Origin of the sequence: Bartonella sp. PS7NMGDW (assembly GCF_042193585.1) — a bacterium.
In the GTDB taxonomy this organism is placed as follows: domain Bacteria; phylum Pseudomonadota; class Alphaproteobacteria; order Rhizobiales; family Rhizobiaceae; genus Bartonella; species Bartonella grahamii.
The window spans coordinates 96963-119635 of sequence record NZ_JBHILX010000005.1 but is presented as its reverse complement, the minus strand read 5'-3'; the positions used below and the strand labels follow the sequence as shown (position 1 = coordinate 119635).

Annotated in this window: 22 protein-coding genes and 1 tRNA gene; 12 read left to right on the top strand and 11 right to left on the bottom strand. The window is 36.0% G+C overall.

The genetic code is table 11. From position 1 onward, the window contains the following. Positions 1-68 precede the first annotated feature (68 nt). On the top strand, positions 69-1688 hold the full coding sequence (locus ACFIKJ_RS04325; RefSeq protein WP_273787944.1) for an acyl-CoA dehydrogenase family protein: 1620 nt from the start codon (positions 69-71) through the stop codon (positions 1686-1688). Here the strand turns inward: ACFIKJ_RS04325 and ruvX are convergent. Further along, positions 1673-2152, bottom strand: a complete 480-nt coding sequence (ruvX, locus tag ACFIKJ_RS04320; RefSeq protein ID WP_375627337.1) for a Holliday junction resolvase RuvX — start codon at positions 2150-2152, stop codon at positions 1673-1675. The genes ACFIKJ_RS04325 and ruvX overlap by 16 nt on opposite strands. Positions 2153-2289: 137 nt before the next feature. Between ruvX and gatC the strand changes: the two genes are divergently transcribed. Both gatC and gatA read left to right on the top strand, forming a co-directional pair. After that, the gene (gene gatC / locus ACFIKJ_RS04315) at positions 2290-2577 is read left to right on the top strand and encodes an Asp-tRNA(Asn)/Glu-tRNA(Gln) amidotransferase subunit GatC (protein WP_015856421.1); all 288 of its coding nucleotides are present in this window, start codon (positions 2290-2292) and stop codon (positions 2575-2577) included. Positions 2578-2608: 31 nt separating this feature from the next. Beyond that, on the top strand, positions 2609-4093 hold the full coding sequence (gene gatA / locus ACFIKJ_RS04310; RefSeq protein WP_375627338.1) for an Asp-tRNA(Asn)/Glu-tRNA(Gln) amidotransferase subunit GatA: 1485 nt from the start codon (positions 2609-2611) through the stop codon (positions 4091-4093). A 95-nt stretch (positions 4094-4188) separates the two neighbouring features. On the opposite strand, the gene ACFIKJ_RS04305 is transcribed toward gatA, so the two are convergent. The 5 genes from ACFIKJ_RS04305 to ACFIKJ_RS04285 all read right to left on the bottom strand — a co-directional run bounded on the left by ACFIKJ_RS04305 (position 4189) and on the right by ACFIKJ_RS04285 (position 9047). After that, the gene (locus ACFIKJ_RS04305; RefSeq protein WP_375625763.1) at positions 4189-4899 is read right to left on the bottom strand and encodes an ABC transporter ATP-binding protein; all 711 of its coding nucleotides are present in this window, start codon (positions 4897-4899) and stop codon (positions 4189-4191) included. Beyond that, positions 4886-5668, bottom strand: a complete 783-nt coding sequence (locus ACFIKJ_RS04300; protein WP_375627339.1) for an ABC transporter ATP-binding protein — start codon at positions 5666-5668, stop codon at positions 4886-4888. The genes ACFIKJ_RS04305 and ACFIKJ_RS04300 overlap by 14 nt, the downstream gene beginning before the upstream one ends. Further along, the gene (locus ACFIKJ_RS04295) at positions 5665-6723 is read right to left on the bottom strand and encodes a branched-chain amino acid ABC transporter permease (protein ID WP_375625767.1); all 1059 of its coding nucleotides are present in this window, start codon (positions 6721-6723) and stop codon (positions 5665-5667) included. Before ACFIKJ_RS04295 ends, ACFIKJ_RS04300 begins: the two co-directional genes overlap by 4 nt. Further along, on the bottom strand, positions 6723-7799 hold the full coding sequence (locus tag ACFIKJ_RS04290; RefSeq protein WP_375625769.1) for a branched-chain amino acid ABC transporter permease: 1077 nt from the start codon (positions 7797-7799) through the stop codon (positions 6723-6725). Before ACFIKJ_RS04290 ends, ACFIKJ_RS04295 begins: the two co-directional genes overlap by 1 nt. A 114-nt stretch (positions 7800-7913) precedes the next feature. Next, positions 7914-9047 carry an ABC transporter substrate-binding protein gene (locus ACFIKJ_RS04285; RefSeq protein WP_375627340.1) on the bottom strand — a complete coding sequence of 378 codons (1134 nt, stop codon included), beginning with the start codon at positions 9045-9047 and terminating at the stop codon, positions 7914-7916. A 324-nt stretch (positions 9048-9371) separates the two neighbouring features. On the opposite strand from ACFIKJ_RS04285, the gene ACFIKJ_RS04280 reads away from it, so the two are divergent. The 4 genes from ACFIKJ_RS04280 to ACFIKJ_RS04265 all read left to right on the top strand — a co-directional run bounded on the left by ACFIKJ_RS04280 (position 9372) and on the right by ACFIKJ_RS04265 (position 12306). Further along, a complete protein-coding gene (locus ACFIKJ_RS04280) occupies positions 9372-9947 on the top strand; it encodes a cold-shock protein (protein ID WP_015856414.1) in 576 nt (191 codons plus the stop codon). Positions 9948-10198: 251 nt separating this feature from the next. Beyond that, positions 10199-10711: a DUF192 domain-containing protein gene (locus tag ACFIKJ_RS04275; protein WP_375651979.1), complete on the top strand. Its 513-nt coding sequence runs from the start codon at positions 10199-10201 to the stop codon at positions 10709-10711. Next, positions 10708-11481: an alpha/beta fold hydrolase gene (locus ACFIKJ_RS04270; RefSeq protein ID WP_375627342.1), complete on the top strand. Its 774-nt coding sequence runs from the start codon at positions 10708-10710 to the stop codon at positions 11479-11481. Before ACFIKJ_RS04275 ends, ACFIKJ_RS04270 begins: the two co-directional genes overlap by 4 nt. A gap of 612 nt (positions 11482-12093) precedes the next feature. Then, positions 12094-12306 carry a DUF3126 family protein gene (locus ACFIKJ_RS04265; RefSeq protein WP_375628388.1) on the top strand — a complete coding sequence of 71 codons (213 nt, stop codon included), beginning with the start codon at positions 12094-12096 and terminating at the stop codon, positions 12304-12306. A 42-nt stretch (positions 12307-12348) separates the two neighbouring features. Here ACFIKJ_RS04265 and radC read toward each other — a convergent pair whose 3' ends face one another. Genes radC through sfsA form a run of 3 tightly spaced genes read right to left on the bottom strand, consistent with a single transcriptional unit; the run spans position 12349 to position 14700 of the window. Next, positions 12349-13143 carry a DNA repair protein RadC gene (gene radC / locus ACFIKJ_RS04260; RefSeq protein WP_375625778.1) on the bottom strand — a complete coding sequence of 265 codons (795 nt, stop codon included), beginning with the start codon at positions 13141-13143 and terminating at the stop codon, positions 12349-12351. 17 nt (positions 13144-13160) lie between these two features. After that, positions 13161-13991 carry a type I methionyl aminopeptidase gene (map, locus tag ACFIKJ_RS04255; protein WP_375670291.1) on the bottom strand — a complete coding sequence of 277 codons (831 nt, stop codon included), beginning with the start codon at positions 13989-13991 and terminating at the stop codon, positions 13161-13163. Further along, positions 13984-14700 (bottom strand): DNA/RNA nuclease SfsA, encoded by a 717-nt coding sequence (gene sfsA / locus ACFIKJ_RS04250; RefSeq protein WP_015856408.1) that lies wholly within the window; start codon positions 14698-14700, stop codon positions 13984-13986. The genes map and sfsA overlap by 8 nt, the downstream gene beginning before the upstream one ends. A gap of 284 nt (positions 14701-14984) precedes the next feature. Between sfsA and ACFIKJ_RS04245 the strand changes: the two genes are divergently transcribed. The 4 genes from ACFIKJ_RS04245 (at position 14985) to ttcA (ending at position 18573) form a co-directional block, all read left to right on the top strand. Continuing rightward, the gene (locus ACFIKJ_RS04245; protein WP_375625783.1) at positions 14985-15815 is read left to right on the top strand and encodes an RNA methyltransferase; all 831 of its coding nucleotides are present in this window, start codon (positions 14985-14987) and stop codon (positions 15813-15815) included. Then, the gene (gene murI, locus ACFIKJ_RS04240) at positions 15815-16642 is read left to right on the top strand and encodes a glutamate racemase (RefSeq protein ID WP_375625785.1); all 828 of its coding nucleotides are present in this window, start codon (positions 15815-15817) and stop codon (positions 16640-16642) included. The genes ACFIKJ_RS04245 and murI overlap by 1 nt, the downstream gene beginning before the upstream one ends. Positions 16643-16812: 170 nt before the next feature. Then, positions 16813-17430 (top strand): 30S ribosomal protein S4, encoded by a 618-nt coding sequence (gene rpsD, locus ACFIKJ_RS04235; protein WP_273722651.1) that lies wholly within the window; start codon positions 16813-16815, stop codon positions 17428-17430. A 267-nt stretch (positions 17431-17697) separates the two neighbouring features. Then, positions 17698-18573, top strand: a complete 876-nt coding sequence (gene ttcA / locus ACFIKJ_RS04230) for a tRNA 2-thiocytidine(32) synthetase TtcA (RefSeq protein ID WP_375627345.1) — start codon at positions 17698-17700, stop codon at positions 18571-18573. 531 nt (positions 18574-19104) lie between these two features. On the opposite strand, the gene rimO is transcribed toward ttcA, so the two are convergent. Together rimO and lexA are read right to left on the bottom strand one after the other, a co-directional pair. Further along, on the bottom strand, positions 19105-20418 hold the full coding sequence (gene rimO, locus ACFIKJ_RS04225; protein WP_375625789.1) for a 30S ribosomal protein S12 methylthiotransferase RimO: 1314 nt from the start codon (positions 20416-20418) through the stop codon (positions 19105-19107). A gap of 457 nt (positions 20419-20875) precedes the next feature. Next, the gene (lexA, locus tag ACFIKJ_RS04220; protein WP_375625791.1) at positions 20876-21589 is read right to left on the bottom strand and encodes a transcriptional repressor LexA; all 714 of its coding nucleotides are present in this window, start codon (positions 21587-21589) and stop codon (positions 20876-20878) included. A 949-nt stretch (positions 21590-22538) separates the two neighbouring features. Here lexA and ACFIKJ_RS04215 point away from each other — a divergent pair. Next, positions 22539-22614: transfer RNA gene (locus tag ACFIKJ_RS04215), tRNA-Lys, on the top strand. Positions 22615-22673: the final 59 nt, after the last annotated feature.

The window sequence follows — 22673 nt, the reverse complement described above, 5'->3', positions numbered from 1 at the left end:
AAATGTTTCTTAACTCTAAAAAGACAAATAGTCTATGATATGAATGGTTTGAATGTAGGAATATACCTATGAGTGCTGTATCTGCGCAAAATAATCGTCGAAAAAATACATTTCTTAGCGATACGCTTATGTTTCGTATTGCCTCTACTTTGCCTAAGTTTTTGTTAGCAAGCTTTGAAGAAATAGGAGATTTTGCAGCGAGTCGAGAAGCATGGAAACTCTCTTGCTTGGCGAATCATTATAAGCCTTTATTGTGTTATAACGATGAATGGGGGCAACCAACGGAAAAATTAGAGATCCATTCTTCCTATCAAGCTCTTCAGCAATATTCTAGACAAGCAGGTTTGGTTACCTCGCTTTGGGAAAATACGAGCTCAGAAAATGGAGTACGCTATCAAGCGCGTGCGATTCGTTTAGCTTTATCTGCCGGTTTAGAAACAGGGCATTTGAATGAAGTTATCATAACGAGTGCAGCTATTGCTGTTTTAATTAGTGATATAGAGCTCTTCAAAAAATGGCAAAATGTACTTTTATCACGCCAATATGATTCCTCATCAAAGCCTATTCATCATAAAAAGGCTGCTTCTCTAACTTGTGCATTTGATGATATTGAAAAATACGCTTTTAATTTTCCAAGTGTTAAGAAGATTTCTTTCGATGAAAGTATGGAACGTGATCTATATCGTTTAAATGTTGTAAAAACCAATGTTATTAATCCTACCGCTGATGGATATCTTGTTAGTGCAGATTTAAATGGCCATTTAAGTTGTTTTTTTATTCCACGCATACAAGAAAATGGCGCATTAAATGGATTTATATCGATTCGTCATTTAATTCAGCGTTCTGGAGAACTTTTAACACCAGAGGGCGTTGTTGATTTCCAAGGCAGTTATGGTTGGCTTTTGGGAAATGCTGGAGAAGGGCTTAAAGTTATTAAAGATATCGAGACGATGATGCGTTTCGATCAATCGGTCATATCGGCAGGTGTTTTGCGAGCGGCTCTTCAATTTGGCATAGATTTTTTCCGGAAAAAAATGCCCAATCAACCTTTACCACCACTGACAGAACGTATTTTTGCAGATATTGCATTAGATATAGCTGCTTCACAGGCATTGGTTTTGCGTTTAGCGAGAGCATTTGACAATGCAGCAAATGACCGTTCTGAAGCAGCTTTTGCCCGCATTATGACACCTATTATTGCTTATCACGTAAGTCAATTGGTTGTGCCTATTATTGGCGAAATTATTGCACAACTTGGTATTGAAAGTTTTATAGAGAATAACCCATTATCACAAATGTTGCATAATGGGCCTGCACGAATTGTGAGAAATAGTTCTGCTAATCAATTGGTAAAGGATGCCATTCTTATTGCTGAAAAAGCACCAGGACTGTTTCAGAAATTGTTAGAAAAAATTGCTCTTGATATTGGACCAGCGGGACCACGAGCAATTGAAATTATTAAGTCAGCAGGTGATATGGCATCAGCAAATGAAGGTGCAGGAAGGTTTTTTGTCGAACAGGTAGCCTATGCAGCTGCAGCTGCAGCATTACGTTCTACAGACATAGAACATGTTGCAAATGCTTATATGGAAAGCCGTCTTGGGGGACAGTGGAGATCTTCCTACGGGATGCTCATTGCACGATATAATGCAGGGCATTTGCTCAATGTCCTCTATCCTTCCATATGATGAAAGTTTTGAATTCTATTAAGAGCACCTTGCAATATAAAAGCAGCGGCTGCCGAATCAATTCGGTTTGCTCTTTTAGCGCGCGATACATTCATTTCTAGAAGAGAACGTTCTGCTGCAATTGTTGACAAACGTTCGTCCCAAAAAACAAATGGAATTTTTGTATAAGCTTTCATATTGCTCACGAAAGCTCTGGTTGCTTGAACACGAGAACCGCTGCTTCCATTCATGTTAAGGGGTAAGCCAATGATAATAACGCCTACATTTTCACGGTCAAAAGTTTTAATAAGTGTGTAAGCATCTTCTGTAAATTTTTTTCGTTGTAGTACAGGACGCGGATTTGAGACAGTCAGCCCCATATCAGAAATCGCAATTCCGATAGTTTTTGTCCCTAAATCTAAGCCTGCTATTGTTTGTCCAGGCAAAAGATGTGTCATAACTTCGTTTATATTAATAACGGTCATAAGGGTATAATGCGTTTTTTAATGTTTCATATCTAATAGTTATTTCTTCATTCATGTTATCTAATATTCTTGCGCTTGCAAGCTCAGCCTTGTATAGCCAGAATAAAGATTAATAAAAACAGAAAGGCGTAAGTAGTATGTCTGTTGATCAAGAGACCGTCAAGCGGGTCGCACATTTAGCGCGGATTGCTATCCACGATGATGAGATAGAACCTGTGACAAAAAAATTCAATGCTATTTTAGGTTTTGTAGAGCAATTGAATGAAGTTGATGTCAGTGGAGTTGAGCCATTAACATCTGTGATGCCGATGACTCTACGAATGCGTGAAGATAGTGTTACAGATGGCGATAAAGCAGCAGATATTGTAGCCAATGCCCCTGTTACAGAAGAAAATTTTTTTCTTGTCTCAAAAATTGTTGAGTAACTTTTTATATTTTTGAAATTTGAGAACCAATATGACTGATTTAACAACCCTCACAATTGCGCAAGCTCGTGATTCTCTAACAAAGAAAAATCTCAAAGCAACAGAATTAACGGAAGCTTATTTACAAGCAATAGAATCAGCTAATCCAATTTTGAATGCTTATGTAACAATAACAGCAGAACAGGCAATGAAAATGGCTGCTGAATCAGATAGTCGCTTAGCGAGAGGGCAGGGAGGGCTTTTAGAAGGAATTCCTTTGGGGATTAAAGATCTTTTTGCAACCTATGGTGTTCATACTCAAGCCTGTTCACATATCCTTGATGGTTTTAAACCGCATTATGAATCAACTGTCACGGCTAATTTATGGCAAGACGGTGCTGTAATGTTAGGAAAACTTAATATGGATGAGTTTGCTATGGGCTCATCCAACGAAACATCATATTATGGTCCCGTTATTAATCCCTGGAGAAAAAAAGGCTCGAATGAAAAACTCGTACCCGGTGGTTCTTCAGGAGGATCTGCTGCTGCTGTTGCTGCACAAATTTGCGCTGGTGCAACTGCAACCGATACAGGTGGCTCAATACGTCAACCAGCAGCTTTTACTGGAACTGTAGGAATAAAGCCAACTTATGGACGTTGTTCACGGTGGGGTGTTGTTGCATTTGCTTCATCTCTTGATCAAGCTGGACCTGTTGCCAGAGATGTTCGTGATTGTGCTATCTTACTAAGATCAATGGCCTCTTTTGATGAAAAAGATTCTACTTCCGTGAAATTACCAGTTCCTGATTATGAAAGTTATCTTGGTCAATCAATTAAAGGAATGAAAATTGGTATTCCAAAAGAATATCATATGGATGGAATGTCTCCAGAAATTATTGAGCTTTGGCAAAAAGGCATAAGTTGGTTAAAGGAAGCAGGAACTGAGATTAAGAACATTTCTTTGCCCCATACAAAATATGCTCTACCTTCTTATTATATTATAGCTCCTGCAGAAGCCTCTTCTAATTTAGCACGTTATGATGGTGTGCGTTTTGGTCTACGCGTGCCTGGAAAAGACATCATTGAGATGTATGAAAACACGCGCTCTGTTGGTTTTGGTGATGAAGTCAAGCGACGTATTTTGGTTGGGACTTATGTTCTTTCATCTGGTTATTATGATGCCTGTTATCTAAGAGCTCAAAAAGTAAGAACACTCGTAAAACGAGATTTTGATCAATGTTTTGCTTCAGGCATTGATGCTATTCTGACACCAGCAACACTAACACCTGCCTTTGGTATAGCTGATGAAAAAATAAAAAATGATGCTGTAGCAATGTATCTTAATGATATTTTTACGGTACCAGTTAATATGGCTGGTTTACCAGGAATCTCTGTTCCTGCAGGTCTGTCATCAAATGGTTTGCCTCTAGGATTGCAATTGATTGGTAAACCTTTTGCTGAAGAAGTCATTTTTCAGATAGCACACATTATTGAAAAAGAAGCAGGGATATTCAGTGCAGAAAAATGGTGGATGTAATAATCGAACTTCACAAAGGAGCATTTCTCATTGAGGATGAGAAATGCTTTTTTAAAAGGTGGAGGGATGAGCTATATTTCCTCAATTCGTAGTCTTTATCCACCAAGATAGGCTTCTTTAACACGTGAATCGGAGAGCATAGTTTTACCTTCACCGTGAAATAAAATATGTCCTACCTCTAAAATATAAGCATAGTCAGCTATAGAAAGCGCAGCAAATGCATTTTGTTCAATAAGAAGAACAGTTTTTCCCATCTCATTAATTTTTCGAATAATTGAAAAAATTTCTCGAACGAGAAGCGGTGCCAACCCCAACGATGGTTCATCTAATATGACCATATCAGGATTGCTCATGAGTGCACGGCCCACAGCAACCATCTGTTGTTCACCACCTGACATTGTTCCTCCTAACTGTTTTGCTCTTTCACGTAGACGCGGGAAAAGATCAAATATCCATTCAATATCACGGGAAATTCCCTGCTTATCGTGACGAATATAAGCGCCTAGATGAAGATTCTCTAAAACAGTGAGATGGGGCATGATACGGCGTCCTTCAGGACTTAGAGCAATACCTAATCGCAAAATCTCTTCTGGTGATTTTTTAATAATAGATTTGCCATTATAGGTAATTTTTCCATAAACAGAGCGATTAAGTCCTGTAATAGAACGTACGATACTGCTTTTTCCTGCACCATTGGCTCCAATTAAAGTGACAATACTTCCCCGCTTTATGGACATAGAAAGATTTTGGACAGCTTTAATGGCGCCATAATGAACGTAAAGATTTTTTATTTTAAGAATATCCATAAACATCTCCGCCAAGATAAGCTTCAATAACTTTAGGGTTATTACGAATTTCATCTGGTGTACCATTGGCAATGCAACAGCCATATTCCATAACCAAAATATGTTGACAAAGCCCCATAACCACTTTCATATCGTGCTCAATAAGAAGAATTGTAAGATCAAAGTCTTTTTGCACTTTTGCTATGAATTTTCTAAGATCTTCACTTTCTTGTGGATTCATGCCAGCAACAGGTTCATCAAGAAGAAGCAATTTGGGCTTTGTGGCTAACGCGCGTGCAATTTCTAGACGTCGTTGCACACCATAAGGTAAAGCTGTTGCCGATTGATCAGCAAGGTGATCAAGTTGTAGCTGCTCAAGGAGTTCTAAGGAATTTTTATAAACTTCCTTCTTTTCTTTCATTGCCTTTGAAAAAAATAGAGCTGAAGAAAACCAAGGATATTTTTGTCGAACATGCGCTCCTACCATAACATTCTGCAAAACCGTTAACCCTGAGAAAAGACGAATATTTTGAAATGTTCTGGCAATATGGCGTCTACAGATAATATAAGGAGGCGCTCCAGAAATTTTTTGCTCATCAAAAAGAATGATGCCGCTTGTAGGAGCATAAAATCCAGAAATCATATTGAAAACTGTTGTTTTTCCAGCACCATTGGGACCAATTAATCCAGTAATACTTCCTCGTTTAATTGCCATATTAATATTATTTACAGCAACTAATCCGCCAAAACGCATTATAATATTATTGAGTGAAAGGATGGTGTCGTTCATAGCTTTCCCTCAGTATTAGAAAGCTTTTTGCGTGTCAAAAAGCTATAAATTCCATTCCATGAGAATTCTCGTTGTCCCATCAACCCTTTTCTCCAAAACAAGATAATTACCAGCAATAAAAGAGAAAAAACAACCATGCGAAGTCCTGGTGTTTCTGGAATATGTATAAAACCTAAGTCAAATGGACTTTCAATAATACGAAGCCATTCAAGCATAACTGTAATAATAATGCTGCCAATAATACTTCCTGTAATTGAACCGAGACCACCAGCAACTACAATCATCAAAATATTAAAAGTTAGAAGAAAATTAAACATTTTGGGATCAATGGTTGAAATAAGAGCAGCCATTAATGCTCCACCTATACCTGCAAAAAACGCTCCAACAGTAAAAGAAAAACTACGGTAGAAAAAAGCGTTAATTCCCATAGTTTTCGCAGCAATTTCATCATCACGAATGGCACGTAATACGTTACCAGTATTGCTTTGCAGTAAAAGGACAATAAAGAGAACTGTAAATGCTAACCAACCATAGTTCCACCATAATGTTGCATTTTGAGGTATTCCCTTGATACCTAAAGAGCCATTTGTAAGCGATGTTGCGTTCGTAATGACAATGCGAATAATTTCTGCAAAACCCAATGTTGCAATTCCAAGATAATCACCACCAAGACGTAATATTGGTAAAGCAATCAATAAACCTACAACTGCAGCACATATACCACTTATAACAACAGCGACAAAAAAAGGTAATTGCAGATGATACAATGGTTCAGCGATAGGCTCCAGAATCCACATCATTTCTTTTTGTTCAGGGGAAAGAAGTAAAATTGCGCAAACATAAGCGCCAATAGCCATAAATCCAGCATGTCCAAGAGAAAACATACCTGTGAAACCGTAAATCAAATTAAGCGAAATTGCCAATATCGCATTAATAGCAATCAGATTTATGACACGAAGCGTATAGTCATTAAAATGGCTATCAGCATAAAATAAAAAACCTATGAGAACTAAAACACTTATACAAGATAAAACAGTTGTCACTGACTTTGCCATTAGATCTTCTCCTGACTTTTTTTACCCATTAATCCTGTGGGCAATATCAATAAAATCAGAATCAATAAAATGAAAGCGAAGGCATCTCGATATCCAGATAGCGCGGGGAAAAATGCGATAATCATAATTTCAATAAATCCTAATAACAATCCTCCCAACATTGCTCCTGGTATCGAACCAATACCTCCGATAACAGCAGCGATAAATGCTTTGAGACCAGGAAGAACGCCCATATAAGGCTGAATTTGAGGATAACGTAAAGACCACATAATACCTGCTATAGCGGCAAGAGCTGAGCCTATTCCAAATGTAAATGCAATAACTTTATTGACAGACACACCCATCAAACGCGTCGTTTCAATATCATGGGAGATTGCACGCATAGCAAGACCCGGTTTTGTTTTATGGATAATCCATAACAGTAAAACAATAAGAATCAATGACACAACGGGAACGATCAGAGACATGGGAGCAATTCTAATGATACCATCTGCTCCTGATCCTAAATGCCATAAAAATGGTGTTACAAGAAAATCTGGTTGTTTTACACCTTTTGGAACACCACTAAAGAGTACAGTAGAAAGATTTTCAATAAAAAAAGAAACACCAATTGCACCGATAAGTGCCGAGATACGCGGAGCATGGCGTAGAGGTTTATAGGCAAGTTGATCAACAACAATACCCACTGCACTTGTAATAAAAATAGAAAAACAAAGAGCTAAAACCCAAATCGGGGTAAAAGCTTGTGGAGAAATTTTAAAATAATAAACAAAACCTAACGCAAGGATTAAAAAAACAGCAATCCAATAAATTGAAGGGCGCTTTTTAAACCCTATAAAGACCGAATAATAAATAAGAGCCGCGAGAAACAAAAGAAGGAGTGCTGCCCAAGCAGGCATAAAGCTAATTGTGGAAAAGAAAACAAAATATGCTCCCAGCATGAAGATATCACCGTGAGCAAAATTAATGAGTCTCAGTATACCGTAGACCATGGTGTAACCAATAGCGATAAGCCCATAAAGAGATCCCAATGCCAGTGCATTAAAAAAATACTGGATGAACATTTCAGTGCTCATCTCTCATCCTTCCACATTTGTTAATTTACATAGGATAACAAGAAATTTCTAAGTTTTTGGTTGAGAAAAAGATCCTCAACCAATTCTTGCATTTTAATAAGTAAAACTTTTTAATTAAAAAGCAGGTTTAACCTCTTCTAAATAAACACGTTTTCCATCCTGTATTTTAATGATACCAATAGGAATCTTAGGGTTATGATTTTCATCCATTGACATATCACCGAAGGGGGTTTGAAAATCTTTTAATTTGCTAAGAGCGATAGTAATTTTTTCACGATCAGCGCTACCAGCATTTTCAATAGCCTTCATGAACATCATATAACTCGTATATCCCAAAACAGAATTGATATTCGGCTCTTGGTCAGGATACTCTTTTTTCCATTCTGCTGTGAATTCTTGCGCAGCTACTGACATATTTGGCATATCCTCACTATAGGGAAGTGTCGTATGTAAGAAACCTTCTGAAGCTTTTCCTGCAATCGCAATGGTTTCTGGATTATCCATAGCATCTCCACCCATAATTTGAAACTTTGCTCCTAATTCTCGCGCTTGTTTCATAATGATAGCACCCTCAGAAAAGTAAGATGGAATGAATAAGATGTCAGGTTTTTGCGCGATAATTTGCGTAAGAACAGCTGAAAAATCCTGATCGCCGGAATTATAGTTTAAATTTGAGACAACTTCACCACCTAATTTTTTGAAAGCACGCATAAAGTAGCTTGCAAGACCAATGGCATAATCGTTTGAAATATCTTTGAGGATAGCTGCTTTTTTTGCGTGTAAAGTTTGACTTATATAAGTCGCGATTCCCACCCCTTGATAGGAATCAATAAAACAAGCGCGGAAATAATATTTTTTACCCTGTGTAACAAGAGGACTCGTTGAGGAAGTGGCAATGGTTGGAGTCTTTGCTTTTTCAGATATTTCACCACCTGCCAACGAAAGTGAGGAACCATAGCTACCAATGATTCCACTTACTTTTTCACTTGCTGTTAAACGCATAACAGCATTAGCCGCTTCTACTTTATCAGACTTATTATCAATAATAACAAGTTCCACTTTACGTCCTAAAATTTCTGGAATTTTTTTATGGGCTAATTCTATACCTCTAATTTCAAGCTGACCTCCAAATGCATTTTGACCACTTAATGGAAGATAAACACCAATTTTGATAGGTTCACTTGCATAAACATTTGCTGTAAATGCCATGAATGCTGTGATTGTCGTAAGGATTTTTTTCAATTGCATTGCGCATTTTCCTTAATTGAATTGTTGTTTTTTCACCTTATATTGAACTTCTTCATCATGCAAGTTACACATTTATGAAAATATCATTATGTAAAAAAACCTTTCATATAACCTCTTTTGTAGGGCACTCCTTGTAAGATATGTAAAGCTTACAATCAAATAGTTTTATAAATATTCATGTTGATATTCTCTGACATTAACATAGAAGATACGACAATATGGGGAAATCTTATCTTGGGGCTTGCGTGTTGATACAAGAGCAATGTTTACTTAAACCTAGAGAATCAATATCGTACAATTTATAAGCTACAGGATCACGTTATTATGACGAGTAAGGATGCATTAAAAGATTGTCCCCTATCTGAAGATAGTATAGGTGCTTGTGGGGAGATTATCGAAATCAGTGGTGTCATTAAGTGGTTTGATGGTAGTAAGGGATATGGATTTATTGTACCTGATTTACCTCATTTCCCCGATATATTATTGCATGTTACGGTAATGCGAAGAGATGGTTTTCAAACAGCTTTGGAGGGAGCTAAAGTTATTTGTGCTGTGGAAAAAACTGAAAGAGGGTTAAAGTGCGTTCAGGTGAAATCCATAGATTGTTCTTCAGCAATTCATCCATCAGAAGTTCCAGCCCGTACCCATGTTGTTGTTACTCCAGAAAGTGGACTAGAACGTGCAATTGTTAAATGGTTTAATCGTGACAAAGGATATGGTTTTCTTAGTCGTGGGCAAGGAACAGAAGATATTTTTATTCATATGGAAACGTTGCGCCGTTTTGGTTTAGCAGAGCTTCGTTCTGGCCAAGTTGTTCTTGTACGTTTTGGTAAAGGAGAAAAAGGTTTAATGACAGCAGAGATTTATCCGGATATAGGCATTCCTTTAGCGACACATTGAATTTCACGAATGAAAACAGTATGTTTTCTATGTTTTTAAAGGTGGTTATTCCGTAAATTGCTATAGGGTAGATTTTTAAAGAGAATATGACTCTAGTGAATCCATAAACCAAATGGAGAAAGTTGCGCATATTACGTTGAAAGAAAATAGAAAACAACAAGGAAGCAATCCTCTTATTTTTTTGACTTTTAAACTCTGGTACTTTTTATTTTAGAAACAAAATTTTAAATTTTTCTGTGGTGGAGACAAGAATGTTAAAGCCTTTTAAAAAGGGGTATATTGTTTTACTGGTAATGCTTTTTATGTTAGAAATGCGTGTTGTTGTAGCAAAAAAGCCCATAGAAATTCCTGTTCATCCGATTCCTTTAGAAATACATACAAAGCAAGGTACGGTTTTTTATAAGGTAGAGGTTGCTTTTACGCCGTCTCAAGCAGCAGCTGGTTTAATGTATCGGACTGATTTTCCACGCGATCGTGCAATGCTCTTTAAGCCGCTAAAAAGTTCTCAATCGGGAGATGAACAGAAAATTTTTATGTGGATGGCAAATACGCCTTTACCTTTAGATATGATTTTCTTAAACTCTGAGGGAATTATTGTATCGATTATTGAAAACACTTCTCCATTTTCGACAAATACCATTTCATCAGAAGTTCCTGCAGCTTTTGCACTTGAGATCAACGCTGGTGAAGTTTCTGAAAAAAAGATACAAAAAGGGCAACGTGTTATTCATCCTGTACTTTGTGGGAAGTGCAATAAAAAATGACCGCTGAAGATATTCGTTTTTTTGAATATAATGGTTTGCGATTTGCTTATCGAGAAGAAGGGCAGGGCGCACCTGTTTTGTTGATCCATGGTTTTGGATCTTCTGCACGAGTGAATTGGTATGCAACAGGTTGGTTTCGCATTCTCACTGAAGCAGGATATCGTGTTATTGCTCTTGATAATCGCGGTCACGGAGATTCAGTTAAAAGTTATGATCCTGTCTTTTATACACCTCAAGCTATGGCTGGTGACGCAATAAAGTTACTACAGCATTTAGAGATATCTAAAGCCCATGTTATGGGATATTCTATGGGGGCTCGTATTAGTGCTTTCATGGCTCTTTTGCATCCAACATATGTACACAGTGTTATTTTTGGTGGTTTAGGTATTGGTATGGTAACGGGAGCGGGAAATTGGGAGCCTGTTGCTGAGGCACTTTTAGCAGAAGATATTTCTACCATTACCAATACGCGCGGTTTAATGTTCCGTAAATTTGCAGATCAAACGAAAAGCGATAGGCGTGCTCTTGCTGCTTGTATCATTACATCAAAACAGGAGTTAACGGCGTCTGAAGTTTACAAAATTAAGCAACCTGCACTTGTTGCCGTTGGTTCATTAGATGAAATTGGCGGTGCTGCAGAGCCATTAGCAGCTTTATTGCCTTGTGGTGAAGCTTTATCAATTCCTGGTCGAGATCATATGCTTGCTGTAGGCGATAAAGTTTATAAAAAAGGTGTTATAGATTTTCTTTCTCGTTATCCTATAAGATAAGCATTCTTCATAGTTTTTAGCATTTACAAAAATACTCAGTATTTTTATCTCGTATAAATTGAAAAAAGCTTATTTAAAAATTTTTCTGTTGTGACATAAGTTTTATAAAAAACGGGAAGAAAAATAAACTCTTATTAGCTTATTTTGTATATTTTTTAGAGATGTAATTTTTCTAAGGTTAGATAATTATACTTTAAAAGTTATTAAAAAGAATTATTTTTGAATGATGTAATAATATTTTTTGCTAAAAAATGTAGTTTTAAATAAAAAAAATATTGTTATTTTTATTTTTTATAAAAGGAAAAAATTAGAAATTATTGATCAATTTTTCTTACGAATATGCATTCTAAACGCAGATGCTAAAATTGGAAATAAAGTAAAATTATTAAAAATATACAGTTTTTTGCCATTTTTTAATCTATACGGGTATATTTAATAATGATAGACCTTTTGTAAAATTTCTTTATGAATGTATAAAGAACGTTGTAGATATATGTAATATTAAGTAAATGCTTAGATTAAGATTTTTTACTGACTTTACAGAATCATGGGAGTGTCTTATTTGCGCGACACGCAATTATTTTAGTCGTTTCAAAAAAACAGGAGAGCATAGTGAATGCTGATGAAATAAAAAAACTTGATAATTATTTAAAAAATATATTCCAAAACTCAGCATTGCAAGTCAGAGCACGGCCTAAAAAGAGTGATTCTTGTGAGGTTTATGTGGGAGATGAGTTTTTAGGCATTATCTATCGAGATGAAGATGAAGATGAGCTCTCCTATAATTTCTCAATGGCTATATTAGATATTGATTTAGAAAAATGATTCGTTATTCATAGTTAAATGAATCTTTTTATCCCATAAGATTTATATAAGTTTTAACGCTTTAAAGCTCGTATGGTTATTTCGTGCAATAATAAGATGGTCATGGATAATAATGCCTAATGCATTTGCTGCATCTTTTAATCTATATGTCATTGTTATATCTGCATCAGAGGGGGTGGAATCGCCAGAGGGGTGATTGTGGACTAAGATAAGTCCTGATGCAGATAACTCTAAAGCTCGAGAAATAACTTCACGAGGATAAACAGGTGTATGATCAATGGTTCCAGTTTGTTGCACCTCATCAGCAAGTAAGCCGTTTTTCTTATCAAGAAACAAAATACGAAATTGTTCACGTGTTTCGTGAGCCATAACAGCTTTACAATAAGCTAACACTTTATCCCATGATGAAAAGATATCGCGTTTAAACAATTGCGCACGAGCAAGACGTCCAGCAACATCTGAAATAATTTTTAAATCAATTGCAGTGGCAGGACCACATCCTGGAATTTCTTGAAGTCGGTGAATATCTGCTCCCAACACATCAGCTAATGAACCAAAGCGCGCTATCAAATTTTTAGCTATGGGTTTTGTGTTTGCACGGGGTATTGTGCGAAAAAGCAATAATTCAAGATATTCATAATCTTCGATTGCATTTCCTTTTGACTTTAAATAGCGCTTCCGAAGACGCTCACGATGTCCTTGATAATGTTTATGAAGCTGTGCGTTTTTCTGAGGCTCTTCACTTTTTCTTTCTGATACTGGGGTGAGTGGAGAACTCGATGTTAATGCAAAGTGATTACTTTGAGTATCTTCCTTTTGATTTAATTTTTTAGCCATAACATCTCTACATTGCGTTAGGTATGCGAATTTGGAATATAAAAAATATTTTTAGGAGATTGTGTAAATATTTCATACCCTTCATTTGTAACACCAATTGTATGTTCGTATTGTGCTGTCAGAGAACGGTCACGGGTAACAGCAGTCCAACCGTCAGATAAAATCTTAACTTGTGGTTTACCAAGGTTAATCATAGGCTCAATTGTAAACATCATACCTTGTTTTAATTCTATTCCTTCTCCAGGATTTCCATAATGGAGGATATTGGGTGCATCATGAAAAAGCTGGCCGATACCATGTCCGCAAAAATCTCTCACAATTGAACAGCGTTCAGATTCTGCATACTGTTGAATGGCTGCCCCAATATCACCTGTCGTTGCTCCAGGCTTAACGACAGCGATTCCTTTCATAAGACTTTCATAGGTTATTTTTAGCAAGCGTTCTGCTGCACGTCTAATTTTTCCAACAGGATACATTCGGCTTGAATCTCCATGCCAACCATCAAGGATAAAGGTTACATCCACATTTACAATATCGCCTTCTTGCAAAGGTCTTTTATTGGGGATACCATGACAGACAACGTGATTGATAGATGTGCAGCATGAATGGCTGTATCCATGATAATTTAGATCAGCAGGAAGTGCTCCTCTACTAGCACCAAAAATAAATACAAAATCATCTATTTCTTGCGTAGTAACGCCCGGCTTAATAATATCCGTAAGCGCATCAAGGCATTCTGCAGCAATACGACCAACTTCACGCATTTTAGCAAAAGCATAATCATCGAAAATGCGGATTTTTCCATTAAATTTTAAAGGGATTTTATTATATTCGATATACTCAGTCATTGTTTTTTCTGTTTTCTATTTTTACTCTCTGAATCGGAAAAATGCCTTCTACACTTACGTGACACTTTACAGCATAACATTCTACTCCTGATTTTAATGCTAAATCAAATTTACGTCCATAGAGTGGATCAAGATCATGACAGATTGTAAAAGCTGCGCAATCTTCTCGTTGAATAATATAAAGCATAGCAGCTCTTTTTCCTTGTTGTACAACTCCTATGAGCTCATCAAGGTGACGTGCTCCACGTTTTGTTTTACTATCAGGAAATTCTGCTAATCCTTTTTGACGAATAAAATGAACATTTTTGACTTCTAGGTAACAGTCAGGAAGAATGTCATCACGTAAAAGAAAGTCAATTCGTGATTGTGTTCCATAGCGTTGTTCTTTTAAAATTGTTTTATATCCACTTAATTCTGGTAGTAATCCGTTTTGAATTGCTTCTAATGCAAGTTTATTGGGTAAAGCAGTATTAATGCCAACCAAAGTATTATCGGCTTCAATAATTTCTAATTGATAGGCATATTTTCGTTTGATGTTATTATGATATGAAAGCCAGATATTGGAGTTGAAAGCTGTTAATCCAAGCATTGATCCTGTATTAGGTACAGACACGGTGAGGACATGCTGATCATCTTGTTGAACATCCGCAAGGAAACGTTTATAACGACGGATAAGCTTTGCAGGAAAAAGTTTGGGAATAAAGTGCATATCCCTTTTTTAGGATTTATGATTTCATAATTCAACTGAGATTATGATTTGTAGGAGCTATTCCTTATAAAAAAGATAAAATTGATGTAAAAAACGCTACGATATCCTATATAAATTGTTATAAATTCCATCGTTCACTTTAATGGCTTTTAAAATTTATTATCTTTGAGTGAAAAGATAACATTGTCTATAATTTATTATTAAACAGCATTAGAGTACTGTGAAGAAGGTTTCGTAAAAAATAGTGGAGAGGGAGATAGTTTAAGTGAAACTAGGTAAGATTGATGGCTGGAACGAATAAGAATCGTGAAAATTTAACAAATGGTCCCATTATTATTTTAGTTGAACCGCAGCTTCCTGAAAACATTGGTATGGTCGCAAGGGCAATGGCAAATTTTGGGCTTTCTAAGCTTCGGTTAGTCAAACCTCGAGAAATGTTTCCAAATGAAAAAGCTATAGCTGCTGCAAGTAAAGCTGATCATGTCATTAACAACACTGTGATTTTTAATACATTGCGTGATTCAATTGCAGATTTACACTATGTTTTTGCCACAACAGCACGTGAAAGATGCGGATTTAAAACTGTAAAAAGTGCTGTCGAAGCAGCAAACGTATTACGTCAGCGTGAAAGTATCGGACATAAGACAGGTATTGTCTTTGGAAGAGAGAGATGGGGATTAGAAAATGATGAAATCAGCCTTGTTGATGAAATTATTACTTTTCCAGTTAATCCTGCTTTTGCGTCACTTAATATTGCGCAAGCGGTTCTTTTGATGTCTTACGAATGGATGAAAACAGGTCTAGAGAATGTCAGTGATACGGCATTTCGTGCCGCAGAGATGGAACCTGCAAATAAAACAATATTTCATGGTTTTTTATCTCAGTTAGAAGAGGCTTTGAATATCCGTGGGTATTTTAGACCCCTTGAGCGCAAAGAAGTAATGCTTGCAAATTTGCGCTCTGTTTTTACGCGCGCTAACTTTAGTGAACCTGAGGTTCGTTTATTACGAGGCATTATATCTTCTTTGGATCATTTTTCGCCACAATATCCACGGGGGAGTAGAGCACCTGAAGAGCGTGATCGTAAAAAAAATAAAAATAAGTGTGAAAATTAATGGATGAACGACCTGTTCTTTTTTTTGATAGCGGTATTGGTGGTTTAACAGTGTTCAGGGAAGCACGTATTCTTATCTCTGAAATGCAGTTTATCTATGTTGCTGATGATGCAGGATTTCCTTATGGAAATTGGAAAGAAAATATTTTGAAAGAGCGTATTTTAAAGATTTTTACAAATCTCTTAACACGCTACAATCCAGCCTTATGTGTGATTGCTTGCAACACCGTTTCTACACTGATGATGGCAGATTTACGACAGAATTTTCCTCATGTCCCTTTTGTAGGAACGGTTCCTGCAATTAAATCAGCTGCTGAACAAACAAAATCTGGTTTTATTTCCGTATTAGCTACTCCTGGAACAGTTAAACGTGCCTATACAAATGAATTAATTAACTCTTTTGCTGGACAGTGTCATGTTCAGCTTGTGGGAAGTAAAAAACTGGCTGGATTTGCTGAAGATTATTTACGGGGAAAATCTATCGATTCAGAAGAGTTAAGAAAAGAAATCCTGCCATGTTTTGTGGAAAAAAATGGACAATATACTGATGTTATTGTTTTAGCCTGCACACATTATCCTTTTTTGATTAACTTCTTTCGTGAACATGCTTTATGGTCCGTTGAGTGGATTGATCCGGCGAAAGCGATTGCCAAACATATCAGATCATTATTACCACTGTCGGAAAAAGTACACGATCAATATATAAAGAAATATCAAGATTTTGCGTTGTTAACATCGAAAAATATCACTTCTTTAACGGAGAATTTGTTTAAAGGATTTGGCTTAAAACTCATGAAAGGAGTTGACTTTGGGTTACGAGACCAATAATGATGATCTAGCTGTTTTTTCAAGAAAATAGCATTAATTGACGTGTCCCGTGGATAACTTTGCATATTAATATGTTAAGGTATTCTGTCAGTCTTTAGTATTTAAAGGCAGAGGAGGGCGCGTTTCCTTGGGGTCTTGAGATCTCGTGTTTTATTTTATAAGGAAATGCGATGAGTAAACGCGAAACAACAAAGTATAAAATTGACCGTCGTATGGGAGAAAATATTTGGGGTCGTCCAAAATCTCCTGTCAATCGTCGTGATTATGGTCCAGGTCAGCATGGACAGCGTCGTAAAGGAAAACTTTCTGACTATGGGGTGCAGTTGCGTGCTAAACAGAAATTGAAAGGGTTTTATGGAGATATTTCAGAAAAACAATTTCATAAAACCTATGAAGAGGCTGCTCGTCGACGGGGCGATACTGGTGAAAATCTTATCGGTCTGTTAGAATCGCGTTTGGATGCTGTTGTTTATCGTGCAAAATTCGTGCCTACGATTTTCGCTTCTCGCCAATTTATCAATCACGGTCATGTTAATGTAAATGGTCGGCGCACAAATATTCAATCTTATCGTTGTAAACCTGGTGATGTTATTGAGGTTCGGGAAAAATCAAAACAACTTGTTTTAGTTTTAGAATCAGTGCAATTGGCAGAACGTGATGTCCCTGATTATATTGAAGCAGATCATAAACAGATGAAAGCAACCTTTACGCGTATTCCTGCTTTTGCAGATGTTCCTTATGCTGTGCAAATGGAACCTAATTTGGTTGTTGAATTTTATTCTCGATAATTTTTCTGCAAGAGAAGTTGTTTTTCTCTTCTATTATTATAACTTCAAAATATTGTGTTGTTTTTACAATCTTTGAAGTTAATAAGTACTTTTTGTGAATGGTTCTATATTAAGTTTATTGCTATGTTTTATAGCCATAAACTTATATAGTTCCATTTCTTTTTTGTGTATCTAATTTATGAATTCAAAAAACATAAATGTAAGCTTGCTTTAATATTTGTTTTTATCTTTGCAAAACAAGCTGTTACTTATGCAGGATATAGTATTATGAATGATATTTCCGTTGAATATCAGGCAATAGAAGAAAACGAAGGGAGAGATGATCCTTTAATAAGCGAAGCAGATAGTTGTCATCCAATGTTTCGTGTTGCTCCTTCAAGCGTAGAATTTAATAAATTGCGCAAACGACTTTTGCGTCATATGCGACAAGCTTTGGATGATTTTTCTATGCTCTCTACAGGAAAAAAATGGCTTGTTGCTTTATCGGGTGGAAAAGACTCTTATGGTTTATTAGCGCTTCTTTTAGACTTAAAATGGCGAGGGATTTTATCCGTTGAAATTCTTGCCTGTAATCTTGATCAAGGGCAACCAGGATTCCCTAAGCATATTCTTCCAGACTTTTTAAGTTCTTATAAAATTCCATATCGTATTGAATATCAGGATACTTATTCCATTGTTACAGATAAATTGGCAGAGTCGCAGACATATTGTTCACTTTGTTCTCGATTACGACGTGGTAATCTCTATCGTATTGCACGTGAAGAGGGATGTTCTGCATTAGTTTTAGGTCATCATCGTGATGATGTTTTAGAAACATTTTTTATGAATTTGTTTCACGGTGGCCGATTAGCTGCCATGCCTGGAAAACTTAAAAATGATGAAGGAGATCTTTTTGTGTTACGTCCTCTTGTTTATGCAGCTGAGGAGGATATGGAAAAATTTTCTCAAGCAATGCAATTTCCGATTATTCCTTGTAATCTTTGCGGTAGTCAAGATGGTTTACAACGTAATGCAATGAAAGAAATGCTGAAAAATATCGAAAGGCAAATGCCAGGACGTAAAGATACGATGATTCGCGCTTTAACAAATGTACGCCCAAGTCATTTGCTTGATAAGAAATTCTTTGATTTTAAGACCTGTTAATAAAGATTAGATATTAAAAAAATAAGTTCAAAGAGTTTAAGATAAGATACTTATTTATAATGATAATTTATGTTTTTTAATTTAAATACCGTAAGATTATTTTGTTTCAAATTCTCTTATATTGCATCCATAAAAAACATCCGCCTGCATATCACAAAGGAAATTTTTGTGTGCATAAAACACTATTGAAAAAAGTTTCCTTTCACTTATTAATAACTGTCGCAATATGAAAAATGGGAAAATAGTACGATTGTCGATTTGCTCTTTTGTTAAGTAAAAATGGTGAACCTTGTGGATTTTATTCTTTTGCGCCGCCGTCATCGTCGTTTAAGGCTCATTTAAGGCATTAAATTAAGAGAATATATAACTGCTTGGTATTAGTGTATAGAAACATTCAGGGTAACGATTGCTCGTGAATTCTTATGAAGTGAGTTACATAAGTGATCAAGTTCGATTGTGAGTAGCTGATCTTTTTATAAACCAATGCCGATAGAAATCTTCATCATTGAGGACAGGGAAGAAGTTAAATTTTCAAACTGCTACACCATAAAGATCATAGGCATCCGACTGTTCAATTTTAACGCTGACAAATTCACCAACACGCAACGGGCGTCGTGATGATATATGGACAACACCATCTATTTCTGGAGCATCATATTGACTACGACCTTTGGCAACTTTTCCTTGACTTTCATCGATAAGCACTTGGAGTCTTTTTCCAATTTTTTTCTTTAAAAGATGTGTGGAAATTTGTTGTTGTTTTGCCATAAAACGATGCCAGCGATTTTCTTTCACCTCTTCAGGAATATTTTCTAATCCCAAATCATTTGCGGCGGCTCCTTTTACTTCTTCATATTTAAAGCACCCAGCGCGTTCAATTTTTGCTTCTTCTAACCATTCTAACAGGATATTAAAATCTTCATTCGTTTCACCAGGAAAACCAACAATAAATGTTGATCGCAAAGCAAGATCTGGACATATTTTTCGCCATTTTTCAATTCTACGGTTTGTTTTTTCTATGAGTGCAGGACGCTTCATATGACGCAAAACAGCTGGTGATGCATGCTGAAAAGGAATATCCAGATAAGGAAGAATTTTTTTTGCAGCCATAAGTTCGATAACTTCATCAACATGGGGATAAGGATAAACGTAATGCATACGTATCCAAATACCCATATCGCCTAGTTCGCGACAAAGATCAAAGAATTTTGTTTTGATTGTACGATCTTTCCAAGAATTTTCGAGATATTTAAGATCAATACCATAAGCACTTGTATCTTGTGAAATAACTAAAAGTTCTTTTACACCCGCTTGCACGAGTTTTTCAGCTTCACGAAGAACATCGCTGATGGGACGTGAAGTGAGATCACCACGCAGAGTAGGGATGATACAAAAACTACACTGGTTAGAGCATCCTTCAGAAATCTTTAAGTAGGCGTAATGGCGAGGTGTTAAACGAATACCTTGGGGAGGAACTAAATCAAGAAAAGGATCATGAACAGGAGGAATTGCTGTATGAACAGCTTCTATAACACTTTCATAAGCTTGCGGTTTTGTAATAGCCAATACATTAGGATACGTTTGGCGAATAACATCAGGATCAGCACCAAGACACCCTGTTACAATAACTTTTCCATTTTTTTTGAGAGCTTCATCAATATTGGCTAATGATTCTCTCCTTGCCGAGTCAAGAAAGCCACAGGTATTCACAATAACGACATCAGCTCCTTGATGTTGACGTGAAATTTCATACCCTTCAGAGCGAAGGCGTGTAATAATTCGCTCAGAATCTACGAGTGCTTTTGGGCATCCGAGGGAGACAAAACTAATACGAGGTGCTACCATGATGATCCTACAATTACTATGAATGATTGAGTTAGGCTTTTTATAACTTAAAAATAATGTTCTTTATTTTTATACCTATGCAATACAATCTGTTACAAAGTTATTTGATTTTTTTCTACAAAATTTTATGTATTTTTATGCATGCATACAATTTTATCTTATTATATCGTAAAATTCTTTTATTGAGGACGATGATATAAGGCTGCTTCCTTCAAAGCATTCAAGTTCTTTTATAAAGTACGTGGTGAATATTTTAAAGCTTACTTGTCACGCCTTGCGTAAGTGAAGGACATGGAGGGAAGGGAAAATGAAACCCGCTCGATAAGGATCTGAATTGTTTATAGACCGAATTGGGGCATCCTTTGGCCGTGGAGAGGAAATCAACTGCGTGTGGCGCAATAAAAAATACTCAACAGCTTCTTATTGCGATATCTATCGCGTACTATAAGGTTTATTTTTAATATTTGCGAATAAGTCCGGTAAGTTTACCTTGTATTTCTACACGCTCGGATTCGTATGTACGTGCTTCATAATGAGGATTTGCGGCTTCTAATGCAATAGAAGCGCCTTTGCGTCGATAACGTTTTAATGTGGCTTCTTTTTTATCAATAAACGCAACAATAATTTCACCTGTTATTGCTGTATTTTGACGTTTCACAATGATCGTATCTTTATCAAGGATACCAGCCTCCATCATAGAATTATCTTTAACTTCTAATGCGTAGTGCTCACCTGTATTAACCATATTGCGTGGGAGAGAAAGAGTGTTTATTTGTTGTAGTATAGCAGAGGCGGGCACGCTCGCAGAAATACGTCCCATGATAGGAATGGTGATATTTTTTTTTTCTTCTTCATCAAAGTTGTCAAGGTTACTCAAGCTTTTTGATATTTCCCTTTTATTTCTTTCTATCATATTGGGAGAAATTTTACGTGCTAAAGAAAGATTAAATGTTATTTTCTCAGGGAGTCGAATCACTTCCACTGCACGAGCGCGATTGGGTAAACGACGTATAAACCCTCGTTGTTCTAAGGCTATAATGAGCTTATGAATACCAGACTTTGAAGAAAGTTCTAATGCATTTTTCATTTCTTCAAAAGAAGGAGGAACACCTGTTTCTTTTATATGGTTATGAATAAACAAGAGTAGCTCATATTGTTTACATGTTAGCATTCAATATTCCAATCAAAATAATAAAAAAGGAGTAAAGTAAAAATACATGTATATATAACACTTTTACAAATTTTTCTCGCAAAATCAAAATTATTTTATTTATTTTTGATCTTATAATTTAAGTTAATGAAGCAATACATTTATTTATAGACATATTTAAATTATTATTTATATAAAACTTACTTTAATCATTTTATAAAATTATTATTTATATATTATATATCTACATTAATATTAAACAATGTATAAAAGTACTCTATAGCTGTGACTGAATTATCCAACACTAAATTTTTGCTTCATGTCTGCTTTATTCTATAGAATAAATTGGCTTTCGTTATATATTCATTATGCATGAATAAAAATCACACCCTCAAAATGCAATTGTTTCTCATTATCCCATTTTCAGGTCTAACGTGCCAACCGCTATATACTATTTTACTGAACCCTAATGTTGCGATAATTTTTAGTTATTGAAAGGAGGCATAAAAGGTATTTTCATTTATTTTTTATAGTTTTATTCTCTCACTTGTATCGGTCAAAAAAATGCTTTTTATTGTTTCAAGATAAACAGATTTGAAATGAGAGAATCTCACAGTATTTGAGATCTCTCACTCAAGTGAGAAAATGATATTACAGTAAAAAGTATTTTTCTTCTCTATCCATTATGCTCAACAAGCCATGTGAGGGAAGGGGTAATTTCTTATAATTTTAGCGCTTCGAATCTATGCAATATTTCGCAGTGAAATTGTTCCTTGATTGAAACTTCAAAAAGAAGATTAAAGAGTACCTATACAATGATGAAAAAAGGGAGGGAAAACGGAAAATTATTGATAACTGAAGAAAATAATAATATTTTTCTTCAAAAGGTGTTGACCAAATGAAAAGTCAACCGTATGTTCCCTTCACTTTCTGCAAATTAGATAGTCTCCAAACTAGATAGCTTGTGTGAGAGCGCGTAGCTCAGCTGGTAGAGCAACTGACTTTTAATCAGTAGGTCCAGGGTTCGAATCCCTGCGCGCTCACCAACTTTAAATAATATCAATAGACTATACAAAAATTTAAGAATCTTTCTTGTTTTGATTCT

Coding starts and splice junctions, on each gene's coding strand:
- ACFIKJ_RS04325 (WP_273787944.1), top strand. CDS start 69: ATGAGTGCTGTATCTGCGCAAAATAATCGTCGAAAAAATACATTTCTT.
- ruvX (WP_375627337.1), bottom strand. CDS start 2,152: ATGACCGTTATTAATATAAACGAAGTTATGACACATCTTTTGCCTGGA.
- gatC (WP_015856421.1), top strand. CDS start 2,290: ATGTCTGTTGATCAAGAGACCGTCAAGCGGGTCGCACATTTAGCGCGG.
- gatA (WP_375627338.1), top strand. CDS start 2,609: ATGACTGATTTAACAACCCTCACAATTGCGCAAGCTCGTGATTCTCTA.
- ACFIKJ_RS04305 (WP_375625763.1), bottom strand. CDS start 4,899: ATGGATATTCTTAAAATAAAAAATCTTTACGTTCATTATGGCGCCATT.
- ACFIKJ_RS04300 (WP_375627339.1), bottom strand. CDS start 5,668: ATGAACGACACCATCCTTTCACTCAATAATATTATAATGCGTTTTGGC.
- ACFIKJ_RS04295 (WP_375625767.1), bottom strand. CDS start 6,723: ATGGCAAAGTCAGTGACAACTGTTTTATCTTGTATAAGTGTTTTAGTT.
- ACFIKJ_RS04290 (WP_375625769.1), bottom strand. CDS start 7,799: ATGAGCACTGAAATGTTCATCCAGTATTTTTTTAATGCACTGGCATTG.
- ACFIKJ_RS04285 (WP_375627340.1), bottom strand. CDS start 9,047: ATGCAATTGAAAAAAATCCTTACGACAATCACAGCATTCATGGCATTT.
- ACFIKJ_RS04280 (WP_015856414.1), top strand. CDS start 9,372: ATGACGAGTAAGGATGCATTAAAAGATTGTCCCCTATCTGAAGATAGT.
- ACFIKJ_RS04275 (WP_375651979.1), top strand. CDS start 10,199: ATGTTAAAGCCTTTTAAAAAGGGGTATATTGTTTTACTGGTAATGCTT.
- ACFIKJ_RS04270 (WP_375627342.1), top strand. CDS start 10,708: ATGACCGCTGAAGATATTCGTTTTTTTGAATATAATGGTTTGCGATTT.
- radC (WP_375625778.1), bottom strand. CDS start 13,143: ATGGCTAAAAAATTAAATCAAAAGGAAGATACTCAAAGTAATCACTTT.
- map (WP_375670291.1), bottom strand. CDS start 13,991: ATGACTGAGTATATCGAATATAATAAAATCCCTTTAAAATTTAATGGA.
- sfsA (WP_015856408.1), bottom strand. CDS start 14,700: ATGCACTTTATTCCCAAACTTTTTCCTGCAAAGCTTATCCGTCGTTAT.
- ACFIKJ_RS04245 (WP_375625783.1), top strand. CDS start 14,985: ATGGCTGGAACGAATAAGAATCGTGAAAATTTAACAAATGGTCCCATT.
- murI (WP_375625785.1), top strand. CDS start 15,815: ATGGATGAACGACCTGTTCTTTTTTTTGATAGCGGTATTGGTGGTTTA.
- rpsD (WP_273722651.1), top strand. CDS start 16,813: ATGAGTAAACGCGAAACAACAAAGTATAAAATTGACCGTCGTATGGGA.
- ttcA (WP_375627345.1), top strand. CDS start 17,698: ATGAATGATATTTCCGTTGAATATCAGGCAATAGAAGAAAACGAAGGG.
- rimO (WP_375625789.1), bottom strand. CDS start 20,418: ATGGTAGCACCTCGTATTAGTTTTGTCTCCCTCGGATGCCCAAAAGCA.
- lexA (WP_375625791.1), bottom strand. CDS start 21,589: ATGCTAACATGTAAACAATATGAGCTACTCTTGTTTATTCATAACCAT.